The organism is Erythrobacteraceae bacterium WH01K (assembly GCA_027941995.1).
Taxonomy (GTDB): Bacteria; Pseudomonadota; Alphaproteobacteria; order Sphingomonadales; family Sphingomonadaceae; genus CAJXSN01.
Genome location: CP115966.1, coordinates 510,220 through 536,191 on the forward strand (window position 1 = coordinate 510,220; position 25,972 = coordinate 536,191).

Genomic DNA, 25,972 nt, shown 5'->3' on the forward strand with positions numbered 1-25,972 from the left:
CTGTTCCGCGTAACCGCTGACCCACCTGGCCAATTCGGCCCGTCCCTTTGTCCGCGTTCCCAACGATTGGACGAAGGATTTTCAACATGGCTCGCACCAATACTACCAGCATTTACGACACCATCACCAACCAGATCATCGAAGCTCTAGAACATGGCACTGAGAAATTCTCGCTCCCTTGGCATCGTAGCACCGCGCCGCTCTCACGACCGGTGAACGCCGTGAGCAAAAACGCCTATCGCGGCGTCAACGTCCTCGCCCTTTGGGCCAGCGCCGAGGCGCAAGACTTCGGCCATGGGCTCTGGGCAACCTATCGCCAGTGGCAGTCACTCGGAGCACAAGTCCGGAAAGGCGAGAAGGCCTCACCGATCGTGTTCTACAAGGTTCTGGACAAGCGCGAGGATGAAAAGACCGAGGAAGACGAGAGCTCTGGCCGCATTTTCGCCCGGGCCTCTCACGTGTTCAATGTCAGCCAAGTCGAAGGATATGAGATCTCCGATACGCCGGAAAGGGAAGAGTTTGCCCCCATCCCGCAAGCGCAGGCCTTTGTCGAAAGAACGGGTGCAAGTGTGCGCATCCAAGGCGACAGCGCTCACTACACCCCTTCGACCGATATTATCACCATGCCCGACCGCGAGCGGTTCTTTGCCACCGCCAGCGGAGGCGCGGGCGAGAATTGGTACGCGACCTTGCTTCATGAGCTTGTCCATTGGTCAGGCGCAGACCACCGGCTGGCACGCAAGTTTGGCAAGCGGTTTGGTGACGAGGCCTATGCAATGGAGGAACTGGTAGCCGAGCTTGGTTCAGCTTTTCTATGCGGCGATCTTGGCCTTTCCACGAGCCCACGTCCGGACCACGCCAGCTATCTTGCGAGTTGGCTCAAGGTGCTCAAGGCCGACAACCGCGCGATCTTCACCGCTGCAAGCGCAGCGACAAAGGCAGCGGAATTCTTGAGCTGCGATAAGTGTAGGAAGGGGAAGGATGGGTGAGACTTCACCGAACGCAGTAATCTCTCTGCGTTTACTTCTCCCGTCCTTTGTAGGGGATGAAGTGATAAGTCAGTGGAGCAACTCAATAAAGCTTGCCATAAGCGGGCTATGAATCCCGGAGAAATTTCAGACGCTGTTGAAGAGCTTGCTTCCCTCCCCTTTGATCGGGAGGAATTTCCGTTTCAGTTCCTGACCGCGTTTGGCAACAAGAAGACCACGATCGATCGCTTGCGCAAAGGCGCAACCAATCAGTCCGATCTCGACGGCGGCGTTCTGCAACGAGGCAACATACACATTGCGACTTGCCCAGCCGGTGATGTGACCGACACCCTGACCGCGCTTCGGGAAAGCCCCAAGACAACGAGCCAAAAAGCGAAGTTCATTCTCGCCACGGATGGTGATCAGATCGAGGCAGAAGACCTCGAAACCGGCGACATCCTGATTTGCAAATACCCGGAGCTCGCGGAAAAGTTCGGCCTTTTCCTTCCGCTCGCCGGGATCACGACGACAAAGCAGATCAACGAGAGCGCCTTCGACATCAAGGCGACGAAGAAGCTCAACAGGCTTTACGTCCAACTGCGCAGCGACAATCCCGAATGGGAAGGTCGGCGCGAGGATATGAACCATTTCATGGCTCGCCTCATCTTCTGCTTCTTTGCCGAAGACACCGACATTTTCCACGCAGGCTATAAGTTCACCGAGACGGTTGAGCGGATGAGCAGCGGGGCGGCTGACAACGCTGCGGAAGTGATGCAAGAGCTGTTCCGCGCCATGAACACCGCGCTGCCCGATCGTTCGGCAGCAGGCATCAAGCCTTGGGCCAATGGCTTTCCCTATGTAAACGGAGAGTTGTTTAGCGGTTCAACCGAGGTTCCCTATTTCAGCAAGATTGCCCGCTCCTACCTCATCCATATTGGCAATCTCGACTGGACGAAGATCAACCCCGACATCTTCGGTTCAATGATTCAGGCGGTCGCTGACGATGAAGAGCGCGGCGCGCTCGGCATGCATTACACCAGCGTGCCGAACATCCTGAAAGTGCTGAACCCGCTGTTCCTCGACGATCTGCGCGCCAAACTGGAGGAAGCAGGCGAGAATGGCCGCAAGCTCGCCAACCTGCGGGGCCGCATGGCCAAGATCAGGGTGTTCGATCCGGCTTGTGGCAGCGGCAACTTCCTCGTCATCGCCTATAAGCAGATGCGCGAGATCGAGGCGGAGATTAACCGCCGTCGCGGTGAGCCTGACCGCAAGACCGACATTCCCAAGACTAACTTTCGCGGCATTGAGCTGCGCGACTTTCCAGCAGAGATTGCACGTCTCGCCCTGATTATCGCCGAGTATCAATGCGACGTGCTCTATCGCGGTCAGAAGGAGGCGCTGGCCGAGTTCCTGCCGCTAGATCGAGCGAACTGGATCATCCGAGGCAACGCACTCCGTCTCGACTGGCTCGACATTTTCCCGCCGACTGGAACCGGTGTGAAAGTGACTGGCGATGATCTGTTTGAGACGCCGCTCGACCAGTCCGAGATCGACTTCGAGAACGCCGGCGGTGAAACATATATCTGCGGAAACCCTCCCTACATCGGCGCGACGGTCAAGGCGCCAAAGGGTGCGAGTGCAGCGAGAAAGGCGCAACTAAAGGCGGAAGCAGAAGGACGTAAGGCAGATTTAGAAAAGGCGTTTTCCGGTCTGACGTCAAAATGGAAATCTCTCGACTACGTCTCGGCATGGCTTTTGAAAGCCGTTCAATACGGTGCGGCAACTCAATCCAAGGCGGCCTTGGTCACCACCAACAGCATCTGCCAAGGTCAGCAAGTTTCGATCCTGTGGCCGATCATCTTTGGTATGGGGGCCGAAATCGAGTTCGCACACACCGGCTTCAAATGGACCAACCTCGCGCAGAATAAGGCTGGAGTGACTTGCGTGATCATTGGTCTAGGCCGCGACCAACCAGCGACACGCAAGCTCTTTTCAGTTAGCGATGATGGGGAGCCCCTGTCCCAGAGTGTTCCAAACATAAATGCTTATCTCATTGCCGGACCGAATGTTGAAGTTGCGGCTTTGCGGAAGGCACCAGTGGGGCGACAGAAAATCGAAGCCGGCGGAAAGCCGGTCGAAGGTGGGAACCTACTCTTGTCGGCCTCTGAAAAGGACGAATTGCTTCGCGAAAACCCAAGCGCGGCCAAGTTCCTCAAGAGGGTCTTCGGAGCAAATGAGCATATCAAAGGAATTGTGCGTTACGCTCTTTGGCTGGCTGGCGCCGATCCCGACGAAATAGAAGCGGCTCCTGCTTTGAAGCAACGCGTCGGTCGCGTTCGACAAATGCGATCTGATAGCGAGAAAGAAGCGACGGTTGCGAGCGCCAAACGCCCTCACGAGTTTCAAGAGGTAAAGCAAAGCGGGGTGGAGGTTGTCACGCTGATACCTACCGTAACATCCGAAAAGCGTGAGTATATTCCAGCAGGTTTAGAGCCTCCTGGGACAATCATAACAAATCTTGCCTTTGCCCAGTTAAATGGCCCGCTTCATGACATCGCCATCATCAATTCTCGCATCCATCAGGTTTGGATCGAAGCTGTATGCGGGCAGCTAGAAACTCGGATCAGATACTCCAACACCCTCGGCTGGAATACCTTCCCGCTCCCCAAGCTCACCGAGCAGAACAAGGCCGACCTCACCCGCTGCGCCGAGAACATCCTCCTTACGCGCGAAGCGCATTTCCCGGCGACCATCGCCGACCTCTACGACCCCGATGAAATGCCCGAAGACCTCCACCGCGCCCATGAGGAAAACGACGAGGTGTTAGAGCGCATCTACATCGGCCGCCGCTTCCGCAACGACACCGAACGCCTAGAAAAACTGTTCGAGCTCTACACCAAAATGACCGGCAAAAAGGACGCGGCATGAGTGAACCCGATCGCGTCTTTCTGCAAATGTGGGGACGGCAAAGAGAATACCTGATCGCGAACCACGAGTTTTACGTTGCTGAGGCGAAGCGCCGTTTGGTCGACCAGTTCGACGACAAGCATATGAAGGCAGAGGCGGATGCTGTTGGCCAGGCGTGGCTGGACGATAACCAAAAGAACTTTGATCCCGATCGTCATGATCCTGCAGACTTTCAGGAGCGTGCCTACGACGAGATGGCGGGCTTTTATCAGGGTCTGGTGCGTCTCCAAGAAGCTACGCTCTTGAGTGTCATTGCAGGCATGTTCCACGAATGGGAAAAGCAGTTGCGTGACTGGCTCGGGAAGGAGTTCCTACACTATCGTGTCGGCGACAATGTCCGAGCGACGGTTTGGACCGTTTCGCTCGATCATCTTTTTGAACTGCTGGATTGCTGTGGCTGGAAAGTCCGCGAATGTGATTTCTTCCAAGAATTGGAGCGCTGTAGGCTAGTCACCAATGTCTATAAGCATGGGAACGGCCCCTCCTTCGCTCGGCTAAAGGAGATCGCCCCCGATCTGGTCGAAGAGGCGGAAGGCAATTCAGCATTCTTCGTATCTGCTCTGGATTATTCTGCGCTTCAGGTTGGTGAAGATCACTTTGCCCGGTTTGCAGCGGCTATCGGAGAATTCTGGCGGCAATTTCCAGAGAACATATATCACTCGCAAGTGACCGGCTTGCCGCAATGGCTCGAAAAAGCTCACAAGAAGGATGCGGCATGAGCAAGCTCGATCGATCACCCGGCTGGGACAAGGCAGCGGTGAACGAGATCGCCCAGAAGCAGTATGGCGGCTTGGCAGAGATGTTTGCAGCCCATGGCTGGGAAGTTGGCGATCGGGTGATTAGCCAAGTTCAGGCTCAACGCGCCGTCGAAGAATATGGGAGCGTAGAAGCCTTTGTTCGTGCGCATAAGCAGGGCAGAGAATTCAATGCAGTACTCGACCCGCTTGCGGCAATTCGCGCCGACCCACCTCAGGTTTTCTTGAAGAGCTTTCACGGTTTCACACCAGAGACTTGGGGTTTTCTCGGCTACAGCAAGGAATTTAAACGGGACAAGTTTTTGAAGATGAGTGTGCCGGGGGCTTTGGTGGTAATTTGTGGCACCTCTAAAGCGCCAAATAAAGAAGACCGACTTCGTGTGCTGGGTATGCAGCAGCAGTCTCATATTCTCGGCGCGAAGTGGGACTTTCTTGCGCCTGATCGTCACGCGGAAGAGCGTAGCGATCCAAGTCGTGGCGATCGATGGTATCATGCTCTCAAGGCTATGAGGGCTTGGCGGGTTCCGCAGGAGCAACGCCCCTATGTTCGCGACATCTTCCCTACAACTCACAAGGGCGGCGATAACGGGACAGCGATTGGCTCTTACGGCATGCGTCTCGAACCCGAGGAAGCAAGAGCTTTACTTGATCTTACGCTGGTCGAGGTGCCCGTTTTTGGGAGCGCGCAGATTGATGTGCTTATGCCCGGCCCTGCGACTGAGTTGCTAAAGCCAAGTCGGCCCGGCCCAGTTTCTCAATCGGGCTTCGACGTGAAGGAATCGGAGGGCGAGAAGCACCTGTATGTCCTCCGGATGAGAGGCGAAACGAAAGCGCTGCTTGGGTATGACCCTGGCCATAAGGCGGTTTTCAAGGTTGGATTTTCCGTAAGCCCCGACACTCGCTGCAAGGCGCACAATAAGGCGCTACCCGCTTGCGCATTTGAGTGGGAAATCGACAAGTCTACGTTCAAGCAGGGGCGGGCGCCATTCCCTTCGTCGAAACATGCCCTTGCTGGCGAGCAAGCCATGAAGGATTCCCTAGAAGTGTCTGGAAGGTCGCTGGGAGGAGAATTCTTCTTGGCCAATGAGGCATCAATCGAACGCGCTTGGAAACTGGGCGTGCAAGCGGCAGAGAACTGGAAACCATGACTGCTCCTAAACCCATACCAGCCGTGTCATTCCAGACAGCTCGAACCGGCGCGTCTTCCAAGAATAATGAACTCGGCATGCGACCCATGCAGGAGCGAGCCTATGAGTATCGGGGCGAACAATATCTTCTAATCAAATCGCCTCCTGCTTCTGGCAAGTCGCGCGCGCTCATGTTCATCGCGCTCGACAAGCTGCACAATCAAGGCTTGCAGCAGGCGCTTATCGTCGTTCCCGAAAAGTCGATCGGAAGCAGCTTTTCCGATGAACCTCTGTCAGATTTCGGGTTCTGGGCCGATTGGGAAGTCAAGCCGAAGTGGAACCTGTGCAACACGCCGGGTGACGATGAAGAGCGCGCCGACCCTTCAAAGGTGCGAGCAGTCGGGCAGTTTCTGGAAAGCGAAGACAAGGTGCTGGTCTGCACCCACGCAACTTTCCGCTTTGCTGTGGCAGAGCTTGGCATTGAAGCTTTCGACAACCGCTTGATCGCGATCGATGAGTTTCACCACGTCTCGGCAAACCCCGAGAACCGATTGGGCAGCCAGCTTGCGGAGCTGATCTCGCGAGACAAGTGCCATGTCGTCGCCATGACGGGCAGCTATTTTCGGGGCGACGCCGAACCTGTGTTGACGCCCGAAGATGAAGCCAGATTTGAGACGGTCTCTTACACCTACTACGAACAGCTCAACGGCTATGAGCACCTCAAGTCGCTCGACATCGGCTACTACTTTTACACCGGCCCTTACCTTGATGCGATCGGTGAGGTTCTTGATCCTGATCGCAAGACGATCGTGCATATTCCGAATGTGAATTCTCGGGAGAGCACCAAGCGTGGCAAGGTGACGGAGGTAGACCATATCCTAGAGACAATTGGGGAGTGGCAAGGAGCTGACCCTGTGACGGGCTTCCATCTGGTCGAAACTGCAGGAGGTAAGATCGTCAAGGTTGCAGACCTTGTTGACGATAGCGACCCATCGCGCCGCGCGAAGGTGCTTTCGGCTCTTAAAGACCCAGCCCACAAGAACGATCGAGATCACGTAGACATGATCGTCGCGCTTGGCATGGCGAAGGAAGGCTTCGACTGGATATGGTGCGAGCATGCGCTCACGGTTGGTTATCGGTCTAGCCTAACGGAGATCGTTCAGATCATCGGGCGGGCAACGAGAGACGCGCCTGGCAAAACAAGCGCGACATTCACAAACTTCATCGCCGAACCCGACGCTTCGGAGGCAGCGGTTGTTGATGCGATCAACGATACTCTGAAAGCAATCGCCGCGAGCCTGCTAATGGAGCAAGTGCTCGCTCCCCGCTTCAAATTCACCCCGAAAGATACGGGGCCGCTAGAAGACTTCGACTATGGGCCGGGTGGGTACAAAGAGGGAGAGACCAACTTTGGGGTTCGCGAGGACACAGGCCAGTTCCATTTCGAGATCAAGGGGCTGGTTGAGCCGAAGAGCGAAGAGGCATCTCGCATTTGCCGAGAGGACTTGAACGAAGTCATCACCGCGTTTGTTCAGGACAACAGCGTTTCTGAGCGCGGGCTGTTTGATAGCGACCAAAATGGCGGCGATACAGTTCCGCAGGAACTGACCCAGTTGAAGATGGGTAAGATTGTGCGCGATCGATACCCAGAGCTTGAAGCCGAAGACCAAGAGGCCATTCGGCAGCATGCAATTGCGGCACTCAATATCACCCAAAAGGCCAAAGAACTAACCGCAACTGGTGACACCGAGGGCGGGGACGATGGCGAGCAACGTGCCAACACCGCGCTCCTCGATGGAGTGCGCAAATTTGCGATGGATGTCCGCGATCTGGATATCGACCTGATCGACAGCATCAATCCGTTTCAGGCTGCTTATGCGGTATTGGCGAAGTCGATGAGCGAGGCGACACTGAAACAGGTTGCGGCTGTTATCTCGGCGAAAAAGGTGAAGGTATCTCGCGAAGAAGCCAGAGATCTGGCTGAGCGCGCCCTGAAATTCAAAAAGGAGCGCGGACGCTTGCCGGAAATAACCTCTCAAGACGCTTGGGAAAAGCGAATGGCGGAGGGCGTCGCTGCTTTCGCTAGGTACAATGCTGAGGCCGCTAACGGTGAGTGAACTTTCAGACAGTGAACTGCTCGCAGAACTGGGCGTTGAAGCGAAGCAGCAGCCAGTGCGGAAATACACCGCGCGTGAAGAAAGGATCATCGCCGGGTTTGAAGACATTTGCAGGTTCTACGATGAGCATGGTCGTGTGCCACAGCATGGTGAAGGCAACGATGTTTTTGAGCGTTTATACGCTGTCCGCTTGGACCGGCTTCGAGAGTTAGAAGACGCCAAGGAATTGCTCGCAAGCTTAGACGCAAACTGGCTGCTCAAAAAGTCAGCTAGTGACGCTCAAGTGGATAGTGCGGAGCTGGCCGATGAAGATCTCCTTGCAGAATTGGGGGTTGTAGCAGACGCGCTGGACATCACACAGCTTAAGCACGTGCAGACGCGAGCCGAAAAGAAGGCTGCGGAGGAGGTTGCGAATCGCGAGAAGTGCCCGGACTTCGAACAATTTGAACCTCTACTCGAGAAGGTGGCAGCTGACATTGCAAGCGGCGCATTGGAAACTCGGAAGTTCGAGCTGAAGTCTGAGATTCAAGCCGGTCGTTTCTTCGTTGTGGGCGGTCAAATTGCGTACGTCGCCGACATGGGTGAGACCTTCACGACCGACCACGGTCGGTCCGATGCTAGGCTGCGCGTTGTTTTCGACAACGGTACGCAAAGTGAGATGCTGATGCGTTCATTGCAGCGTTTGCTGAATGCGGATGGAGACGCTGGCAGGCGCGTTGTGGAGGATGACGCAGGCCCGCTGTTCTCTCGCGAGCGCGAAGAGGGCGATCAGGCCAGTGGGACTATCTATGTGCTGCGAAGTAAATCTGACCACCCGCTCGTCTCGGAGCATCGAGACCTCGTGCATAAGATCGGAGTCACTGACATGGCCGTCGAGAAACGCATCGCAGGCGCGCGGCTTCAGTCGACCTTTCTGATGGCCGATGTCGAGATCGTTGCGACTTACAAGCTGTCAAACATGAACCGGACTAAGTTCGAGAACTTGATCCATCGCTTCTTTGCAGATGCCGCCCTCGATATTGAAGTGCTCGATCGATTCGGGAAGTCGGTGAAACCCAGAGAGTGGTTCCTCGTCCCGTTACAAGCGATCGACGAGGCAGTGTCCAGGATCATCGATGGCACGATTGTCGACTACAGATACGCTCTTGACGAGGCTCGTCTCATTTCTGCCAATTGAATTAGGGCCTCTGCAACTCTGCCCACCTGATCGCACATCGCCAGCATCCAACGTTCTACTTTTAGGCAAAAAAGACCCGCCTGGTGCGCATCGTCGAGAGGCGTGGCGGGTTCTGTTGCGATGTTACTAGTGTTCTGTATCCCCATGAGCAACCCCACTGATCTGCAATTTAGGGAAACAGCTCTCGCTGAGCGGCAAGCGCCAGTCCGCATTTAGCTACATCAGTTCGTGGCCACGATCTTGAGGTGGGGCCTCGGCCTGTCGAGCACCTCGACCGCTTCGCGTCGGTGCTCTGGAGCCAAATGAGCGTAACGCAGGGTCATACCGTAATCGCTGTGCCCTAGCAGTTCGCGAATGGTGTTGAGATCAACCGCGCCCATAGCAAGACGTGAGGCGAAGTGATGGCGCATGTCATGCCAACGAAAGTCCACGATCTTCGCATCAGTGAGCAACTTCTTCCACGATGAGTTGACGTTGTCGAAGCGCGCGCCGTCTTCGCTTTCGAACACACGGCTGTTGCCGAGGTCGCATTGCGAGCGCCAGGATTTGAGAGTTTCACAGGCTTCGGCGTTCAGCGGAATATGCCGCGTCTTTCGCGACTTCGCAGTCTCAGCCGACACGGTGACGATCTGCCGGTCGAAATTCACGTGCGACCATTTGAGGTCGAACAGTTCGCCGCGCCGCATGCCGGTGTTGAGCGAAAGGAGGACCATTGGCATCAGGTGATCGGTGAACGGAACGGCGCGCAGGCTGGGTAAGAGCACTCGGCCACGTTCACGCCGCCACTGATTGGCCGTGTCGCGCTCATTACGCATTCTGTCTTCGCGCGTCTTAAGTTGCGCGCGCAAGCGATACTCCTCGGCTTCGTCCAGGTATCGAACACGGACTTCCTTGTCCTCGCGCGCCTTCTTGACCTTGGCGATAGGGTTCACCGCGATCAGTTCCCATTCGACAGCTCGGTTGAGTGCCGCCTTGATCGCCGTGATGTCGCGATTGACGGTGTTGGTTTTGACGCCATCCTTCATGCGCTGCGCGCGCCAGCGTTCCATATCGAGCGGCGAGATGGTCGCCATCGGCATCTTGAGGAACTTCTTGAAGGCCACCTTCAGTCGCTTGAGATTGGCCTCTGCGGTTTTCTGGTGAACCCGCGCCCAGTCAGCGTAATGTTCGTCAATAAACTCGCCGAAAGTCGAAACCTGCTTGCGCTTCTGACGCTCGATGCGCGGATCGACACCGGCCCAATAAGGGCCAAGTGCGCTCTTCGATGCTTCGACTGCTTGGGCGTATCCCATGCTGGTCAAGCGACCGAGCCGGATGCGCTTTCCGCGCTCGAATTCGAGATACCATGTCTTTACGCCGGAGGGCTGGACCCGCAGCAGAAGCCCGCCGAATTTTGGGTCGCGCAATTCATAAGGCTTCGCTCTTGCGGCTGCTTTTAATGCTACAGAATTGTTTAGCACGGGATGCATTGCGATCTTTCCTCCGACCACAAAGTAGCGAATCCGTAAGTGAAATGTAAGTGCAGGAGGGGTGAACGCAGCGCAACAAATGCGAACGATTCGCAACTTTGTAATACCAAAATAACGCAATAAAAATAATTATTTATGGTTCATTTTCGTTCTGCTGCGTTGCAACAAAATGCACCATTTTTACAGCTCCGAAGGCAGAGGTCACAGGTTCGAATCCTGTCGGGTGCGCCAGCTTTTCCGCCGTTTTCTGATTTGGACGGCACGCAAGCTCCGGCGAAACTCCGGTTAATCTAACGAGAACGCGCCTGGGGCAGCGGCTTCGATGCGGTCGATCAACTCCTCGATAAGTCGAACCGCATCGACGAGATAAGCCTCATGATAAGGCGTTGCATATTTGTCAGAAACGTTCGGTCGGATATGGCCCAACATAAGCCGACCTTGGGTATCCCATGCGCCGATCCGCTCCAGCCGTGGCCTGATGGAGCGAGACGGTGCTGCGGCGGATGAGCTTTTCGCCGCTTTGACCGCTGCCAGGAAGCCCAAGTGTATTCGCCATTTGCCGAGGGCAGTTCGAATGGACCCGCTTTTGACGAATTTTCCTTCGTTCGCATTCAAGAGCGGGGCTAACTGCCGAGGGCCCGAACCAGAGGACGGTATTTGTCAGACTGCTGGCGGCCGAAAGGGTTGAGATCGAGGTCGCCATGTGCCTGAAGATCGCTCTGGGATCGCGCTCATTCTTCGAAGACTCATCAATCACCGAAGGACAGATTGCGGAATACAAGCGCGACCTCAGGTTCTTCACTAACCTGCGCAAGATCGCGAAGCAGGACGCACAGGAAACCGTCGATTACAGCGCTTACGAAGATCAAATCAGGAGACTGGTTGGCTACTCGACACGCAGCGAGACATCGCCAATACCTTCAAAGCGTGCGACTACCTCGTCTCCAACCTCGACGGCGTGAACACCCGTGATCGCACCGCTTGAGATCCACCAGCCGGCCTCGAGCGCGATGTTTCGTCTGGCAAGGTTGTCGAGCAAAAAAGCAACCGCACCGAACGGTCCGTCCAGCATAGTCGCAGTGGTAGCGCGGCCCGCTACTTCGCCTTCGATCTCGAGCGACACCTGAACGTCGTCGAGGGTGCCCCATGCCTCTCTGGGTATGCGCTTGCCAAGCAACAAGCCTGCATTGTTTCCATGGTCCGACACGGTGACGCAGGGGCCGTCGGCATTGATGTTCGCATAGGGCGATGACGCAATTTCGATTCCGATCCGAATCTCGTCGACCCACTCCATTGCCTCTTCCCGGTTAGCGGGCAGCGAGCCGTTCCGGGGGGCCAGTCGAAGCATGAACTCGGCCTCGGCAGCAGCGAAGCCACCTCGGAACACCGTGTAACAGGCGGCACGGTCACCCTCTTCAAAAATCCCGTCGGTAAAGGCCGGGCCCACCAGCCTGTTCGCGCCAAGCTGGCCGTCCGCAGGCGGATTGATCTTGCCGACTTTCCAGCCACCAACCTTTCGGTCCCACACGGAGAGGGCGGCATCCTGAATAGCATACGCGCTCGCCAGATCGGTGGGCCGTGGACCCGGATATTGCGTGATGGCCTTGCCCGTTCGCCTCGCCTCGACGAAGGCGTCAGCGATGTCCTGAACCTCGGCACCCAAAACCCAACCCCTCGCAAAAACCTACCAATCGGCCCGTCTTTGACGAAAAAGGTAACCGGTGTCAAAGCGATTCTTGCGGACAGATTCGCTCGTTGGCTCTGCGGTGTTTTGCAATCTGGCCAATGCCGACTAGAACGCGGGCAGCTTAAGCGGAGAGTGACGAACAGCGCATGGCAAGACAGGGTAAGGCACCGACGATCAACGATGTCGCGCGCACTGCCGGTGTCTCGAAGAAGACCGTCAGCAGGGTCATAAATCGTTCGCCGTTGATCAAGCAGGATACGCGCGAGAAGATCGAAGCCGTCATTGCCCAACTCGGCTATGTTCCTAACCCTCAGGCGCGCGCATTGGCCCTGCGTCGCAACTTCCTGATCGGTCTGCTGCACGATAACCCTAATGCGCAGACCGTGCTCAATTTCCAGGAAGGTGTCCTGGATGCGATCCGCGATACGGAGTTCGCCCTCGTCGTCCGGCCGGTTGATCGCCACTCGCCCGAAATGCTCGACGACATCCGCAATTTCCTCGAGCAACAGCGTCTATATGGGGTTTTGCTGCTTCCCCCGATCTCCGAAAACGACGACTTGGCGGCCCTCTGCGAAGAGATGGGCTGCGCCTATGTCCGCATGGGTTCCGCCGCGCTGGACGATGCGAGCCACATGGTCGCCTCGAACGACCGGGAGATGGTGGAAAGCGCGGTCGACTACCTTGTGGCGCAGGGACACCGGCAAATCGCAATCATACAGGGTCCGAAAGGCTTTCGTTCGGCATTCGAGCGCCGCGAGGGATTCCTCAATGCCATGCGTCGGCACGGGCTGGACGTTCCGGGTGGTTACATAGCCGAGGGAACCTATCGTTTCGATTCGGGCATCGCTGCCGCCGAGCACCTGCTCTCGCAAGGACCGCGCCCGACCGCCATCTTCTCCAGCAATGATGAAATGGCCGCCGGCGCAATGCATGCGGCGCGGGTGCGCGAAATATCCGTTCCCGACGACCTGTCGATCATTGGCTTCGACGACTCTCCGATCGCTGCCCATATCTGGCCCCCGATGACGACCGTCAGTTGGCCCATACGGGAGATGGCGAAGGCGGCGGCACTGAAAATCATCGACCCGTCGAACGACGAAGCTAGCCGCGCCATCTTTCCCGCCAGACTGGTCCATCGTTCTTCCGTCACGTCAATCGTAAAAGAATAATTGCAATGAGTGGTTGAATTCGACTCGCATCTGCCGCTATACCCAAGAATGACACCGGTTTCCTAAATCCGTCCGTGTGAAGAATCGAGAGACAGCAGCGGCCCGGTCGGAGGTTCAAGAGAGGTTTTTATGAAGGTTGCCCTAATCGTCGAGAACAGCCAGGCCGCCAAGGCGGAGATTATCCATGATGCGCTGAGCTCGGTTGCCGGATCGTTCGGCCATGAAGTGCATCACTATGGAATGTATTCGGCCGAGGACGATGCTTCGCTCACCTATGTCATGAACGGACTGCTTGCGGGTATCCTGCTTAATTCCAGAGCGGCCGATTTCGTGGTAACGGGCTGCGGCACCGGCATGGGGTCGATGCTTGCATGCAACGCGATGCCGGGCGTCTTTTGCGGCCTCGTAATCGATCCCACGGATGCCTTCCTGTTCAGCCAGATCAACGATGGTAACTGCATGTCGATGCCCTATGCCAAAGGCTTCGGCTGGGCGGCGGAGCTCAACCTGCAGGATTGCTATCGGAAGATTTTCGAGAATGAAGGCGGCGCGGGCTACCCGAAGGAGCGCGCCGAAGTCATGGCGAAAAACCGCGGCATCCTGAAGGATCTCAAGGCTGCCTCCTGCAACGATATGCTGACCGTGCTCAAGAATGTCGACCAAGACCTGCTCAAGGCTGCGGTCGCCGGCGAAAAGTTCTCAGAACTGTTTTATGCAAATTCGCAGAACGACGAGATAAGCGAGTATCTTCGCGGGGTTACGGGCTGAGCGACAAGGTGGGTACTTGGCGGATCAAGTGCGAGAGAGGCAGATGACTTCCAGTCCATTCGACCTGACCGGTCGCACGGCAATCGTGACCGGTGCCAATACCGGGATCGGCCAAGGCATTGCGGTTGCGCTTGCGAAGGCCGGAGCGGGAATCGCGCTGGTCGGCCGCAGTGCAGCTACCGAAACCGAGAAGATGGTCGAAGGCGCCGGGCGCAAGGCCATCCAGATCGAGGCCGATCTTTCGTCGATTGCGCCGGTGGCCGAGGTGGTCGCTGAAACCATCGCCGAGCTCGGCCGCGTCGATATCCTCGTGAACAATGCGGGGATCATCCGGCGCGAGGATGCGCTCGAATTCTCGGAGCAGGACTGGGATGCGGTGCTGGACACCAATCTCAAGTCGCTGTTCTTTCTGACCCAGGCCGTCGCGCGCCACATGGTCGGCTGGTCGAGCCAGCATGGAGACCGGGGCAAGATCGTCAACATCGCCTCCATGCTGACCTTCCAAGGCGGTGTCCGGGTTCCGAGCTACACTGCTTCCAAGAGCGGGGTGGGAGGGCTGACGAAATTGCTGGCGAACGAATGGGCGCCCAAGGGCATCAACGTCAATGCGATTGCTCCCGGCTATATCGCAACCAACAACACCGCCGCATTGCAGGCCGATGAGCTGCGAAACCGCCAAATCATGGAACGGATTCCCGAAGGCCGCTGGGGCGAGCCTGCCGACATCGGAGGCGCCGCGGTTTTTCTTTCGAGCAAGGCTGCAGATTATATCCAGGGACACATCCTTGCGGTGGACGGCGGGTGGCTGGCGCGATGAGCGCGACGGCCGGACACAAGTCGGTCGTCTGTTTCGGCGAGATGCTGCTGCGTCTCTCACCGCACTCGGGAACGCCCCTGACGAGGGCCGATGCGCTTGCCCTTCACGCGGGTGGAGCGGAAGCCAATGTCGCGATCGCGCTTGCAGGTCTTGGCCAGTCGGCGCGCATGGTGACGGCCCTTCCCGATAACGCGCTGGGCCGGCGCGCGCGCGCGGCGCTGGGTGAAGCGGGGGTCGACACCGCCCATTGCATGAATGGGGAGGGGCGGCTCGGTCTTTATTTCTTCGAGCCTCCGACTGGTCCCATCGGTGGCCGTGTGAGTTACGACCGCGCCGCAAGCGCTTTCGTCAATGCTTCACCGGACGACTTCGACTGGTCCGCAATCCTTGACGGAGCGGGCCTGCTTCACCTTTCGGGAATTACCCCGGCGCTCGGCCCCTCGGGAGTCGCGCTCGCTCGCGCGGCCATCGCAGCGGCGCGCGAACATGACGTGCCAATATGCTTCGACGGCAATTATCGTTCGAACCTGTGGGAAGCCTGGGACGTCGACCCGCGCGAAATCCTGACCGAACTGGTGTCGGAAGCCACCATCCTGATCGGCAACCACCGCGATATCTCGCTTCTGCTTGGGCACGAATTTTCGGGCGAGGGGCCGGATCGCCGAAGGGAAGCGGCCGCCGCTGCGTTTTCCGCTTTCGGCAAACTTCAGACCATCGCTTCGACGGCGCGGCATGTCGACAGCGCGACCGCTCAACGCCTGGCGTCTCGCATCGACCTGCGCGAGAGCCACTGGCAGACCGAAGAGGTTCGCATCGATCCCGTGATCGATCGGATCGGTACCGGCGATGCCTTTGCCGCAGGCGCACTAATGCGTTGGCTGGAAGGGGGTTCGGCGCAGGACATGGCCAAGACGGGCCTGTCTCTGGCGGTAATGAAACATGGCATCGTGGGCGATAATCTTTCGGTATCGAGGGCGGAACTCGACGCTTTCGATCCTGCCGGGGCCGATGTCAGGCGCTGAGGGGGTCGATCGTCGCACGCTGATCGGTGCGGCGCTGGCTGGTGGTATCTTGGCCGCGGTTCCCGGGCTTGCGCAGGATGCGGCGATGCCTCTCAGTGCCGAACCGGTGGATGCTCCCGATGGCCGTTACGATGCGCGCAGCGCCGGCCGTGCATGGTCCTACCCGCTGATCCGCTATGCCCGGGCAGAGCGATTCCGAGCCCCCGTGCCGGTTCGGTCGGCAGAACAGCTGTCGGGTAAATGGAGCGATATTCCGGCGTGCCCGCAGCAGTCGGAAACCTACTCGCACGAGGCCGAGGACTGCCTCTTCCTCAACGTCTGGGCCCCCGGGACCACGAGCGAAGCACGGCCCGTGATGGTCTATTTTCATGGCGGCGCCTATTCGAATGGCTCGGTAGGCGACCCGGTCAATGACGGCGCGCGGCTGGCGGAGCGCGGGGATGTAGTGGTCGTGACAGTGAATCATCGCCTCAACGCGCTCGGCTATCTTTATCTGCCTGACCGCTTCCCCGACAGTGGCAATAACGGTCAGCTCGACCTGATCTGTGCCCTTCAATGGATTCAGCGCAACATCGCGGCGTTCGGTGGGGATCCCGATAATGTCACGGTGTTCGGACAGTCTGGTGGAGGCGCCAAGATCGCGACCCTGATGGCGATGCCAGCTGCCGCGGGTTTGTTTGCCAAGGCCATCACGATGAGTGGGCAACAGGTCACAGCGAGCGGTCCGCTCAACGCGGCAAAACGCACGGCCGCATTTCTCGAGGCGTTGGGGGAGGGCATCGATCCCGCAATGGTGCCGGTAGACTATCTGATTGCCGCACTGTCCGCGACCGATCCTGTCCTTGGCGGCGGGCTCTATATGGGCCCTGTGCTCGATATGCGAAATCTACACCGCCATCCTTTCTGGCCGGACGCTCCGCCGCAATCGCATCACATCCCGATGATGCTCGGCAACACGGTTATGGAAACGCGCGCCTTCTATTCTCCGGAGCGGCCGCCCGTTGCGGGGCTGACGATGGAAAATCTGGCGGAGCGGATTGCACCGCAGATGCGGGTCGACATCGAACCGAACTGGGTCGTAGGCCAATTCCGCGCACGCTATCCCGAGGCAGCGGCGCTCGAGCTGTTTCACCGCATTGTCACTGCCGCACGGAGCTGGCGCGGCCAGGTGGAAGAGGCCGAGGCACGGGCAGGCGCCGGATCGCCTTCAGCCGACCGTACGTGGGTGTACCAACTCGATTTCGAACAGGCGAAACACACCGACGATATCGCATTGTCTTTCGGCACTGTGTCCGCGCCGACCCCGGCTCAGCAGGTCATGAGCGACGCTTTGATGGATGCTTTCGTGCGTTTCGCCCGGTCTGGCGATCCAGGCTGGCCAACATACGATGTTGCTCGTCGTCAGACCATGGTGTTCGACACTGTCAGCCGAGTGGAGAACGACCCCAGGTCATGGGAACGCGAACTGTTCGCCCGCGTGCCCTATATTCAACCCGGCAGCTGAAAGCGGTTCAGCGCGAGACAGGGTAGGCGATGATGATCGAGAGGGGTTCATCGCCGGTCTGCCGGATACCGACGACTGCGTTTTCATAGAGATAGGCTGCCATGCCGGAGGTCAATTCGGCTTCGATGCCGTGCGAGATGACAACACCTGTGCCCGACGTCACGTAGTAAACCTCGTCATGCGAAATCGGGTGTGCCCCGACCGCTGCGCCGATGTCGAGCACGCGGCGGCGGAACTCCATGGTGCGTGGCTGGGGCGCGGCATCGCTTATTCGGTAGGCGGTAGACATGCCGATGGCGCCGTGAGGGGGCGCTTCCCGTTTCATGACGTCGCCTTCGGTGACAACCACCATGGGAGGGGCTTCGCCGCGGATCGTTTCGGGCTGCGAAACGCTGGAAGCGCATCCGACCAGCACAAGCGCGATCGGGAGGGTGGCAGTTCTGCGCATCACTTCCCACCGGCTCGCATCATCCGGTCGCGCGGAGACAAATGCTCCTGCGCACCAGCCTTTTGTCCGGGATAAATGCGTGATTTCGGGGTCATGGTCGCAAGGTTCCAAGCACTTTCTTCGAAGCTGGCGGCACTGCTTTCAATTTGGGGATAACCGCCGACTTCGCTTTCATCGTCGATGATGTCCCCGCGACCTTCGGCAATGAAAAACAGGACCCTGATTTCCTCCGCACCGCGATCCCAGGGACGCGCACCTGCCGTCGCCAGAACCGTGGTCTCGACCTCTCCGCTGGGAAGGATGTCATAGCCGTCGAGCGAGGCCAGTGGGGTTTCCGACTCGATCAGTTCCGCTCCGGTTTCACCGTATCGGCCGAACATCGGCAGTGCCTTCCCATGACGGTCCACCGCGCGATTGTCCCGGCCGTACCATGCAAGGTCACCGACACCGCCCAGCATCAGGAACGGAAGTCCAGGGTCGGTATCGTTACCGCCGCGCATCACGTTGCCCACCGCGGTGATCTCCCCGGTCACCGGCTCATGCCCGGCCCATTCGAGATCCATGAGATTGTAGTGAACCGCACGATACTGCGGATTGTAGATCAAATTGTTGACCATGAGCACTTGCCCGCCACCTTTGACGAGCGGGCTGCGCTCCACATTGTGCGCCCAGATATTGCGATCGAAAACGATACCGGTTGCGTTGTCGTGAATGAGCGACCCTTTGGAATGCTCACCCTTCGGATGGCTGGAGTCGGCAAGGCCTTCTGCCGCGAGATTGAGCCGGAAGATGATGTCGTGGCTCGTTCCAGCGCGCCATTCTTCGACTGTCGAACCGGTGAAGCGCGGTCCCGATGCGGACATATTTTCGTCGATCGCCCACATGAAGGTGCAATTTTCGATGACCACGCGGGCGGCGGAGGCGGTCGAAAATGCGTCCGCTTCCCAGCCGCTGCGTTTCGGCTGGCCGTCCGCACCGGTGATGACCCGCAGATGCTGCAGCTTCACATCGTGCGTTTTCACGTCGATGCCGCCGCGAAGAAGCGTGATGCCAGGCGACGGGGCGGTCTGGCCTGCGATGGTGACATGGGGTTCGGTAATCGTGAGGCTGGAGCGTTCCAGATCGATTGCGCCGCCCACTTCGAAGACGATGATGCGTTTCCCCGATTCAGAAAGGGCGGCGGCTAGGCTGCCGGGGCCATCCTTGGCGAGCGTAGTCACCCTTACGATACGGCCCCCCTTGCCACCCTCGGTCGGGTCGGCGGGGTGCGCAAAAACCTGTTGTGGAGCAGAAACAATCATCAGTGCCAATGCGGCCCAAACTGCAAGAAAACCACGCATTTCCTTTACTCTCCCGTTTTATTTTCTTGTTTCTTGACAGAACGGGGATAGCGTGGCAACCAATAATGACACCGGTTACCAAAAACCGGGGGAGGACAATTTGGTGTCACGGCGCAGTAGACTCGTAATCGCGAGGGAAACCGGTGTCACTCCTCCAGAATTGTCGTAGGGGAGTAGGTTTCGTGTCTCAGGTTCTTCGAGTTTCTCGTTTCAAGTCTGCGCTGCTTGCCGGCGGCGTCGTGTTCATGCCCGCCATCGCAATGGCGCAGGATGTCGATACAGGCGATACCATCGTCGAGGGCGGCTCCGGGATTGATGAGGACAATGTCATCATCGTTTCCGGCTTCCGCGAATCGCTGAATGCGGCGGTCTCCGCAAAGCGTGAAGCGGTCGGTCAGGTCGACGTCATCGTTGCCGAAGACATCGCCAAGTTTCCGGATACAAACCTCGCGGAATCGCTTCAGCGCATCCCCGGCGTGGCCATCGAACGCGACGCCGGCGAGGGTCGCCAAATCACGGTGCGCGGCCTGGGTGCCCAGTTCACCCGTGTTCGGGTCAACGGCATCGAGACGATCGCCACGTCGGTCGACGGTGCATCGTTCAACCGTGACCGTGCATTCGACTTCAACGTGTTTGCATCGGAACTGTTCAATTCAATCGTCGTCAACAAGACTGCATCAGCAGCTCTCGACGAAGGTTCGCTGGGAGCGGTCATCGACCTCAATACCGGCAACCCGCTTGCCTACGGCGCAGGGACCAAGATCGTCGCGACGGCCCAGGGCCGCTACAACGACCTGAACGACGACATCGCACCGCGCGTTGCCGGACTGTTCGCCTGGAACAATATCGACGAGACCTTCGGCTTGTCCGCGTCTGCAGCATGGTCGAAATACGAAACGCCGGAACTCGGCAACAATTCGGTTCGATGGGCGCAGGCGGACTTCCGATCGGTCGACGGGGTCAATTGCGCGGCCAATCCTGCGGACGCCGGTTGTGTCGAAGCGGGCGACGCTTTCCACCCTCGCATCCCGCGTTACGGCCTGGTGAACCATGACCGTGAACGGCTTGGCGCGACGGCTGCCATCCAGTTCCGGCCGAGCGACAGCACCGACATGGAAATCAATGCGCTCTATTCGAATTTCAAGGAAGACCGCGACGAATACTGGGGCGAAGTCCTCCTGCGTTCGAATGAAGATGAGATCGACCTGCGCAACTATGTCATCGATGCCGACAACAATCTCATCAGCGCCGATTTGGTCAACGCATGGATACGCAACGAACGCTATCACCGCGAAAGCGAAACCGAATTCTACCAGATTTCGGGCCGGATCGACCAGAGTTTCGGGGACAAGGTGACAGCGAAACTGCTGGGCGGTTTCTCGCAGTCAGATGCGACGATTCCGGTCGAAACCACCATTATTTTCGACGACCGGGATGGCAATTACAGCTACGACTATTCCGACATGGAATTCCCGCTGCTGGTTTTCGGCACCGATGTGACCAATCCCTCCAATTTCCAGCTGGCAGAATTTCGCGATCGTCCCAGCGCGGTGGATAACAAGTTCAGGACAATCGCGCTGGACCTCGAATGGGCGCCGGTCGATGGCCTCGCGATATCCGCAGGCCCGTTTTACCGCCAGTTCGATTACTTCACCACCAGCGCGCGCCGGGATAACCAGTATTGCTCGGCTTTCACCTGCGCTGCCGGTGCATATGGTGCCCCGGTAACGGCCGATCTCGCCGAACTTTTCGAGCTTGGCGATGCCGGTCAGCCGAGCGGCAATACCAACTCCTGGGTGGTCCCGAACCTCGATGCAGCGACCGCATTCGTGAACCTCTACAATATCGCCGCGGTAACCCGCGAAGGTGATGAGCGCGGCGTGAAGGAGAAGGTCAAGGGAGCGTATTTCCAGACCGATTTCGAAGTCGATCTGCCACTTCGCGTGTCGGGCAACTTCGGCGCTCGCTATGCCAAGACCGACCAGACGTCGCAGGGCTTCAACAACGGTCAGTATGTGACTGTCCAGCGAAGCTATGACGATTTTCTTCCGGCGGCGAACCTGAACATCTTCCCGAGCGATGATTTCATCATTCGCGGGGCGATTGCGAAGGTGATAACCAGGCCGTCGCTCGGAAACCTGACCCCGGGCGGGTCGGTCGACGAGTTCAACTTCCGCATCACGACAGGCAACCCGTTCATCGAACCCTATCGCGCGTGGAACTACGATCTCTCGCTGGAGTATTACTTCGCTCCCGGCGCACTCGTCTCCCTGGCAGGATTCATCAAGGCTATCGAAAGTTTCCCGGTTGGGGAGTCACTGCAGATCACCTGGGCGCAAAGCGGACTCCCGAATTCGCTGCTCACCCCTGGCACGCCGGTGTATGACGCCATTGTCAACGGCACCGATCCCAATCGCGAATTCGAGTTCCGCACCACGACCAATGGTGAAGGGGCAACCATCAAGGGGGTCGAATTTGGCCTGAACCTGCCATTCTCCGCCTTCACGTCCGGCACCTTGTCCGACTTCGGCGTTCTCGGCAACGTGACCTATGTCGACAGCAATCAGGATGTCGAATTCAACGGAGAGATTTTTCAGGCGACATTCCCCGGCGTTTCGAAATACTCGGCCAACGGGACAGTCTATTATGACAATGGTCGCTTCTCAGTGCGCGTTTCGGGTGCGTATCGCAGCGATTACAACACGGGTAACAGCGGTAACAACAACTTCCTTGAGGGTTTCGGTTCGACCTTCAACCTCGATGCTTCGATCCGTTACAAACTGACTGACAAAATCGAGCTGTTGATCGACGGCAATAACCTGACGGACCAGTACCGTTATCGCTGGACCGACGAGTTTGCCCGCCGGAACTACGAGAACAACCATTTCGGACGCATCGTCATGGTCGGCGCTCGTATCGAGATGTGACCTGCGGATCGACCGAAAGAGCAAGAAGGGCCAGCGGAATGAATAGCGATCGCAGATCGGTACTTACCGCGGGCCTTGCTCTTTCAGCTTTTGGGGCAGGTCGCGCGTACGCGCAGACGCCGCTGCCCACAGCAGACGGACTTCTCCCGCCCGGGTTGCCCCAGCCGACAGAAATAATCGATCTATGGCCGGCAGGCGCGCCCGGATATCCCGCCAACCCGCCAGTAGAGAAGACGACCGAGCGGTCGACCGACGCGCTGGTGAACGACCGTGCGGTCCTAGGGATCACCGTTCCGCGCATGGCTGTCTTCCGTCCGGACCGGCCGAATGGCGCGGCTGTCCTGCTGATACCGGGTGGCGGTTACAAGCACGTGGTGGTCGACAAGGAAGGTTACGAAATGGCGCGCTGGCTGACCGCCCGCGGCTTTACGGCATTCGTGCTGTTCTACCGCCTTCCATACGACGGCTGGGCCGCAGGTCCCGATGTGTGCCTCTCCGACGCACAACGGTCCATGCGCCTCATACGTCACCGCTGGGCGCAGTTCGCAATCGATCCGGAGCGGGTCGCGGTCATGGGTTTTTCGGCCGGAGGTCACCTTTGTGCCGACCTCGGCACCCGTTTTGCCGCCGTGACTTATGACAAGACCGACGATGCGGATGAACTGGGCGCGAAACCGTTCTGCGCGGCCCCGGCCTATCCCGTCATCTCTATGGCGACGGAGGCCGCGCACCCCGGTTCCCGCGAGAAGTTACTGGGCGCGGCTCCTCTCCCCGCGCTCGTAGCGGCGCATTCTCCGGATCAGAACGTTCCGGAGGATGCGCCTCCATTCTTCATCCTTCATGCCGAAGACGATGACGTTGTTCCGGTTGAGAACGCGTTGCTGCTGCGCGCAGCGCTGAAGGCGAAGGGCATTCCGGTCGAAACGCATTTGTTTCAACATGGCGGTCACGGCTTCGGCTTGCGCAAGGCGGTTGGCAAGTCGGTCGCGGTCTGGCCCGAACTGTGGCGCAGTTGGGCCAGATCGATTGGGTTCGCATGACCTACGATCGAAGAGACTTTTTCCGCAATGCGGGCGCGCTCGGCCTGGCCAGCGCCTTGCCAGGTTCGATTGCGACAGGGGTGCGTGCGGCTGAAAGCCCATCGCGACCAGCGGATCCCGGCAGCTACGCGCGAGGGTTCGATAACCAGCGTATCGCCGATCTCGGCAATGGCCGATTTCTCAATCCCGTCGTGTCGGGCGACCGGCCAGACCCGGCGATCCTGCGGGATGGAGACGATTACTTTCTAACCTTCTCGACCTTCGACGCCTATCCCGGCCTCACGATCTGGCATTCGCGAGATCTCGTGAACTGGCGACCGTTGAAGGCCGCGCTCCAAAAGAACATCGGGTCGGTCTGGGCACCCGGCCTGCACAAGGACCGCGGGCGGTATCTGCTCTACATTCCGGTGAAGGCACAGCCGCGTAACGACATTTTCGTAAGCTGGGCGAGCGAGATCGAGGGGCCGTGGAGCGATCCGGTCGCGCTTGACCTGCCCAATCATATCGACCCCTGCCATGCGGTGGCGGAAGATGGCAGCAGATGGCTGTTCCTGTCGGGCGGAGACCGGGTGCGTCTGGCGGACGACAGCCTCTCGCTCGCTGGCGAAGTAGAACATGTTTACGACCCGTGGCGTTATCCGTCCGACTGGATTGTCGAAGGCTTCTCGCCCGAAGGCCCGAAGATCCACCGGATCGGCGAATGGTTCTACATGCTGACGGCAGTCGGAGGGACAGCGGGTCCGCCCACGGGGCACATGGTCATCGCTGCGCGCTCGCGCTCTCTTCATGGCCCCTGGCAGCATCATCCACGCAATCCGATCGTTCGCACGAATTCGATAGACGAGGCTTGGTGGTCGCGGGGCCACGCATCGCTGGTGCAGGCACCCGACGATAGCTGGTGGTCGCTCTACCATGGGTACGAGAACGGTTACTGGACGCTCGGGCGCCAATGCCTGCTCGACCCGGTCCGTTTCACGAGTGACGGCTGGTTCGATATGCATGGTGCTGACCTCTCAGGACCGATCGCGAAGCCTTCCGGTGGCGGAACGCAGCCGCACGGAATGGCGCTGTCGGATGATTTCTCCCGCCCGCTCGAGCTGGGCTCCAAATGGTCGTTTTTCCGTCCTGATACGGACGAGCGCAACCGCATCCGCATCGAGGATGGCACGTTGCACTTCGCGGGCAAAGGCGAGGCGCCCTCTTCAGGTTCGCCATTGCTCATTACCGCCGGTGACCGAAGCTACATGTTCGAATGCGATATCGAATGTGCAGAAGGCGGCAGGGCAGGTCTTGTCCTGTTCTACGACGACAAGCTTTATTGCGGACTCGGTTTCGACGAACAGCGGTTCGTGACGCATCAGTATGGGATCGAACGCGCGCGACCAGCCAATCCCCACGGTCGGCGGATGCGCATGCGCGTTACCAACCGGCAGCACATCGTTACCTTCGATACAAGCGGCGATGATGGCCGGACCTGGCACAGGTTCGATCGCGGCATGGAGGTGTCGGGCTATCATCATAATGTTCGCGGCGGTTTCCTGATGCTTCGTCCGGGGCTGTATGCCGCGGGTAAGGGCGAAGCTCGCTTTCGCGATTTCCGCTTTACCGCCCTGGCGGATTGAAGTGCGCGGCAGGAGAAGGCGCCAGAAAATGGGAATGTCGGTCCCGGTGAATCGAAGGGGTTTCCTGGCGGGGTCCGCCGCGCTGGGTGCCGGACTGATGCTGGCCGGCTGCGATCGCCGCATGTCGGGCCTGCTTACCAGCGCGGATGCCCATCCGGCTGACTATCCGACCAGCAGGGCCGTATCCTACATGGGAGAGCTGCTGGCAGAGCGAACCGGCGGAAGGCTCGGCATAAAGCTTTACGCGGGAGGCCAGCTCGGCAGCGAAACCGACACGCTGGAAATCACGAGCTTCGGCGGGCTCGACCTCAACCGGGTCAACCTCGCTCCGCTCAATTCGATGGAGCCGATGACGCTCCCGCTCTCGCTGCCTTTCGTGTTCGATTCAGTCGATCACATGCGCCGCGTGGTCGACAGCGATATCGGCGACGAGGTGCTTGCCTCGCTCGAACCGCATGGCCTGATCGGACTTTGCTTCTACGATTCCGGTGCGCGCAGTTTCTACAACAAGGCGCGGCCGATCAATTCGCCGGCGGACATGAAAGGGATGAAGCTACGCGTCCCCGCGTCCGACCTCTACGTCGCCATGGTCAACGCGCTCGGTGCCAATGCCGTCCCGATATCTTTCGGCGAAATCTACCAGTCGCTAACCCAAGGCGTGATCGACGGGGCGGAAAACAACTGGCCAACGCTCGTCAGCGAGCGTCATTATGAGGCGATCAACTTTTTCAGCCTCACCGATCACCTTCTGACGCCGGAAGCGCTGGTGATGAGCAAGGCGAGCTGGGACCGGCTCGATGCTGCAGACAAGCAAATCGTTGCGCAGACGGCGAAGGAATCGGTCATCCGGATGCGCGAACTTTGGGACGCCAGGGTCGACGAGGCGAAGGCGGCGATCGAGGCGTCCGATGTCACGGTCAACACGGTCGACAAACAGCCGTTCGCGAACCTCATGAAGCCAGTCTGGAGCGAGTTCATCACTACACCGCAACAGCAGTCGATCGTTGAGCGCATAACCGCAATGGGAGGGCAGTGAATTGGCCCACAG

General features: G+C 58.5%; 20 protein-coding genes. 15 read left to right on the top strand and 5 right to left on the bottom strand.

Features of this window, described 5'->3' with window-relative positions:
* Positions 1–86 precede the first annotated feature (86 nt).
* The 6 genes from PF049_02670 to PF049_02695 all read left to right on the top strand — a co-directional run bounded on the left by PF049_02670 (position 87) and on the right by PF049_02695 (position 9,111).
* The gene (locus PF049_02670) at positions 87–989 is read left to right on the top strand and encodes a zincin-like metallopeptidase domain-containing protein (GenBank protein WBY17085.1); all 903 of its coding nucleotides are present in this window, start codon (positions 87–89) and stop codon (positions 987–989) included.
* A 108-nt stretch (positions 990–1,097) separates the two neighbouring features.
* Positions 1,098–3,896, top strand: coding sequence for an N-6 DNA methylase (locus tag PF049_02675; protein WBY17086.1), 2,799 nt, complete (start codon positions 1,098–1,100; stop codon positions 3,894–3,896).
* Positions 3,893–4,654 (top strand): hypothetical protein, encoded by a 762-nt coding sequence (locus PF049_02680; protein ID WBY17087.1) that lies wholly within the window; start codon positions 3,893–3,895, stop codon positions 4,652–4,654. The genes PF049_02675 and PF049_02680 overlap by 4 nt, the downstream gene beginning before the upstream one ends.
* Positions 4,651–5,838: a hypothetical protein gene (locus PF049_02685; protein ID WBY17088.1), complete on the top strand. Its 1,188-nt coding sequence runs from the start codon at positions 4,651–4,653 to the stop codon at positions 5,836–5,838. Before PF049_02680 ends, PF049_02685 begins: the two co-directional genes overlap by 4 nt.
* Positions 5,835–7,934: a DEAD/DEAH box helicase gene (locus tag PF049_02690; protein ID WBY17089.1), complete on the top strand. Its 2,100-nt coding sequence runs from the start codon at positions 5,835–5,837 to the stop codon at positions 7,932–7,934. Before PF049_02685 ends, PF049_02690 begins: the two co-directional genes overlap by 4 nt.
* Positions 7,927–9,111: a GIY-YIG nuclease family protein gene (locus PF049_02695; GenBank protein WBY17090.1), complete on the top strand. Its 1,185-nt coding sequence runs from the start codon at positions 7,927–7,929 to the stop codon at positions 9,109–9,111. The genes PF049_02690 and PF049_02695 overlap by 8 nt, the downstream gene beginning before the upstream one ends.
* A 221-nt stretch (positions 9,112–9,332) precedes the next feature.
* On the opposite strand, the gene PF049_02700 is transcribed toward PF049_02695, so the two are convergent.
* The 3 genes from PF049_02700 to PF049_02710 form a co-directional block, all read right to left on the bottom strand.
* Positions 9,333–10,580: a tyrosine-type recombinase/integrase gene (locus tag PF049_02700; GenBank protein WBY17091.1), complete on the bottom strand. Its 1,248-nt coding sequence runs from the start codon at positions 10,578–10,580 to the stop codon at positions 9,333–9,335.
* A 285-nt stretch (positions 10,581–10,865) separates the two neighbouring features.
* Positions 10,866–11,123, bottom strand: a complete 258-nt coding sequence (locus tag PF049_02705; GenBank protein WBY17092.1) for a hypothetical protein — start codon at positions 11,121–11,123, stop codon at positions 10,866–10,868.
* A gap of 343 nt (positions 11,124–11,466) precedes the next feature.
* Complete coding sequence (locus PF049_02710) at positions 11,467–12,243, bottom strand: fumarylacetoacetate hydrolase family protein (GenBank protein ID WBY17093.1); 777 nt, start codon at positions 12,241–12,243, stop codon at positions 11,467–11,469.
* Positions 12,244–12,413: 170 nt separating this feature from the next.
* On the opposite strand from PF049_02710, the gene PF049_02715 reads away from it, so the two are divergent.
* The 5 genes from PF049_02715 (at position 12,414) to PF049_02735 (ending at position 17,547) form a co-directional block, all read left to right on the top strand.
* Entirely contained in the window at positions 12,414–13,436 is a 1,023-nt protein-coding gene (locus PF049_02715) for a LacI family DNA-binding transcriptional regulator (protein WBY17094.1), read from the top strand.
* Positions 13,437–13,565: 129 nt separating this feature from the next.
* Positions 13,566–14,204 carry an RpiB/LacA/LacB family sugar-phosphate isomerase gene (locus PF049_02720; protein ID WBY17095.1) on the top strand — a complete coding sequence of 213 codons (639 nt, stop codon included), beginning with the start codon at positions 13,566–13,568 and terminating at the stop codon, positions 14,202–14,204.
* Between the two features lie 43 nt (positions 14,205–14,247).
* Positions 14,248–15,021 carry a 2-dehydro-3-deoxy-D-gluconate 5-dehydrogenase KduD gene (gene kduD / locus PF049_02725; GenBank protein WBY17096.1) on the top strand — a complete coding sequence of 258 codons (774 nt, stop codon included), beginning with the start codon at positions 14,248–14,250 and terminating at the stop codon, positions 15,019–15,021.
* Complete coding sequence (locus PF049_02730; protein WBY17097.1) at positions 15,018–16,043, top strand: sugar kinase; 1,026 nt, start codon at positions 15,018–15,020, stop codon at positions 16,041–16,043. Before kduD ends, PF049_02730 begins: the two co-directional genes overlap by 4 nt.
* Positions 16,030–17,547 (top strand): carboxylesterase family protein, encoded by a 1,518-nt coding sequence (locus PF049_02735; GenBank protein WBY17098.1) that lies wholly within the window; start codon positions 16,030–16,032, stop codon positions 17,545–17,547. Before PF049_02730 ends, PF049_02735 begins: the two co-directional genes overlap by 14 nt.
* Before the next feature lie 7 nt (positions 17,548–17,554).
* On the opposite strand, the gene PF049_02740 is transcribed toward PF049_02735, so the two are convergent.
* The gene (locus PF049_02740) at positions 17,555–17,899 is read right to left on the bottom strand and encodes a cupin domain-containing protein (protein ID WBY17965.1); all 345 of its coding nucleotides are present in this window, start codon (positions 17,897–17,899) and stop codon (positions 17,555–17,557) included.
* Between the two features lie 95 nt (positions 17,900–17,994).
* Complete coding sequence (locus tag PF049_02745; GenBank protein WBY17099.1) at positions 17,995–19,296, bottom strand: pectate lyase; 1,302 nt, start codon at positions 19,294–19,296, stop codon at positions 17,995–17,997.
* Between the two features lie 284 nt (positions 19,297–19,580).
* On the opposite strand from PF049_02745, the gene PF049_02750 reads away from it, so the two are divergent.
* The 4 genes from PF049_02750 to dctP are packed head-to-tail and all read left to right on the top strand — an operon-like array spanning position 19,581 to position 25,960.
* Complete coding sequence (locus PF049_02750) at positions 19,581–22,262, top strand: TonB-dependent receptor (GenBank protein WBY17100.1); 2,682 nt, start codon at positions 19,581–19,583, stop codon at positions 22,260–22,262.
* A gap of 38 nt (positions 22,263–22,300) precedes the next feature.
* A complete protein-coding gene (locus PF049_02755) occupies positions 22,301–23,302 on the top strand; it encodes an alpha/beta hydrolase (GenBank protein WBY17101.1) in 1,002 nt (333 codons plus the stop codon).
* Positions 23,299–24,924: a family 43 glycosylhydrolase gene (locus tag PF049_02760; GenBank protein ID WBY17966.1), complete on the top strand. Its 1,626-nt coding sequence runs from the start codon at positions 23,299–23,301 to the stop codon at positions 24,922–24,924. The genes PF049_02755 and PF049_02760 overlap by 4 nt, the downstream gene beginning before the upstream one ends.
* Before the next feature lie 28 nt (positions 24,925–24,952).
* The gene (dctP, locus tag PF049_02765; protein ID WBY17102.1) at positions 24,953–25,960 is read left to right on the top strand and encodes a TRAP transporter substrate-binding protein DctP; all 1,008 of its coding nucleotides are present in this window, start codon (positions 24,953–24,955) and stop codon (positions 25,958–25,960) included.
* Positions 25,961–25,972 lie beyond the last annotated feature (12 nt).

Coding starts and splice junctions, on each gene's coding strand:
- PF049_02670 (WBY17085.1), top strand. CDS start 87: ATGGCTCGCACCAATACTACCAGCATTTACGACACCATCACCAACCAG.
- PF049_02675 (WBY17086.1), top strand. CDS start 1,098: ATGAATCCCGGAGAAATTTCAGACGCTGTTGAAGAGCTTGCTTCCCTC.
- PF049_02680 (WBY17087.1), top strand. CDS start 3,893: ATGAGTGAACCCGATCGCGTCTTTCTGCAAATGTGGGGACGGCAAAGA.
- PF049_02685 (WBY17088.1), top strand. CDS start 4,651: ATGAGCAAGCTCGATCGATCACCCGGCTGGGACAAGGCAGCGGTGAAC.
- PF049_02690 (WBY17089.1), top strand. CDS start 5,835: ATGACTGCTCCTAAACCCATACCAGCCGTGTCATTCCAGACAGCTCGA.
- PF049_02700 (WBY17091.1), bottom strand. CDS start 10,580: ATGCATCCCGTGCTAAACAATTCTGTAGCATTAAAAGCAGCCGCAAGA.
- PF049_02715 (WBY17094.1), top strand. CDS start 12,414: ATGGCAAGACAGGGTAAGGCACCGACGATCAACGATGTCGCGCGCACT.
- PF049_02720 (WBY17095.1), top strand. CDS start 13,566: ATGAAGGTTGCCCTAATCGTCGAGAACAGCCAGGCCGCCAAGGCGGAG.
- kduD (WBY17096.1), top strand. CDS start 14,248: ATGACTTCCAGTCCATTCGACCTGACCGGTCGCACGGCAATCGTGACC.
- PF049_02730 (WBY17097.1), top strand. CDS start 15,018: ATGAGCGCGACGGCCGGACACAAGTCGGTCGTCTGTTTCGGCGAGATG.
- PF049_02735 (WBY17098.1), top strand. CDS start 16,030: ATGTCAGGCGCTGAGGGGGTCGATCGTCGCACGCTGATCGGTGCGGCG.
- PF049_02740 (WBY17965.1), bottom strand. CDS start 17,899: ATGGTGGTTGTCACCGAAGGCGACGTCATGAAACGGGAAGCGCCCCCT.
- PF049_02745 (WBY17099.1), bottom strand. CDS start 19,296: ATGATTGTTTCTGCTCCACAACAGGTTTTTGCGCACCCCGCCGACCCG.
- PF049_02750 (WBY17100.1), top strand. CDS start 19,581: ATGCCCGCCATCGCAATGGCGCAGGATGTCGATACAGGCGATACCATC.
- PF049_02755 (WBY17101.1), top strand. CDS start 22,301: ATGAATAGCGATCGCAGATCGGTACTTACCGCGGGCCTTGCTCTTTCA.
- PF049_02760 (WBY17966.1), top strand. CDS start 23,299: ATGACCTACGATCGAAGAGACTTTTTCCGCAATGCGGGCGCGCTCGGC.
- dctP (WBY17102.1), top strand. CDS start 24,953: ATGGGAATGTCGGTCCCGGTGAATCGAAGGGGTTTCCTGGCGGGGTCC.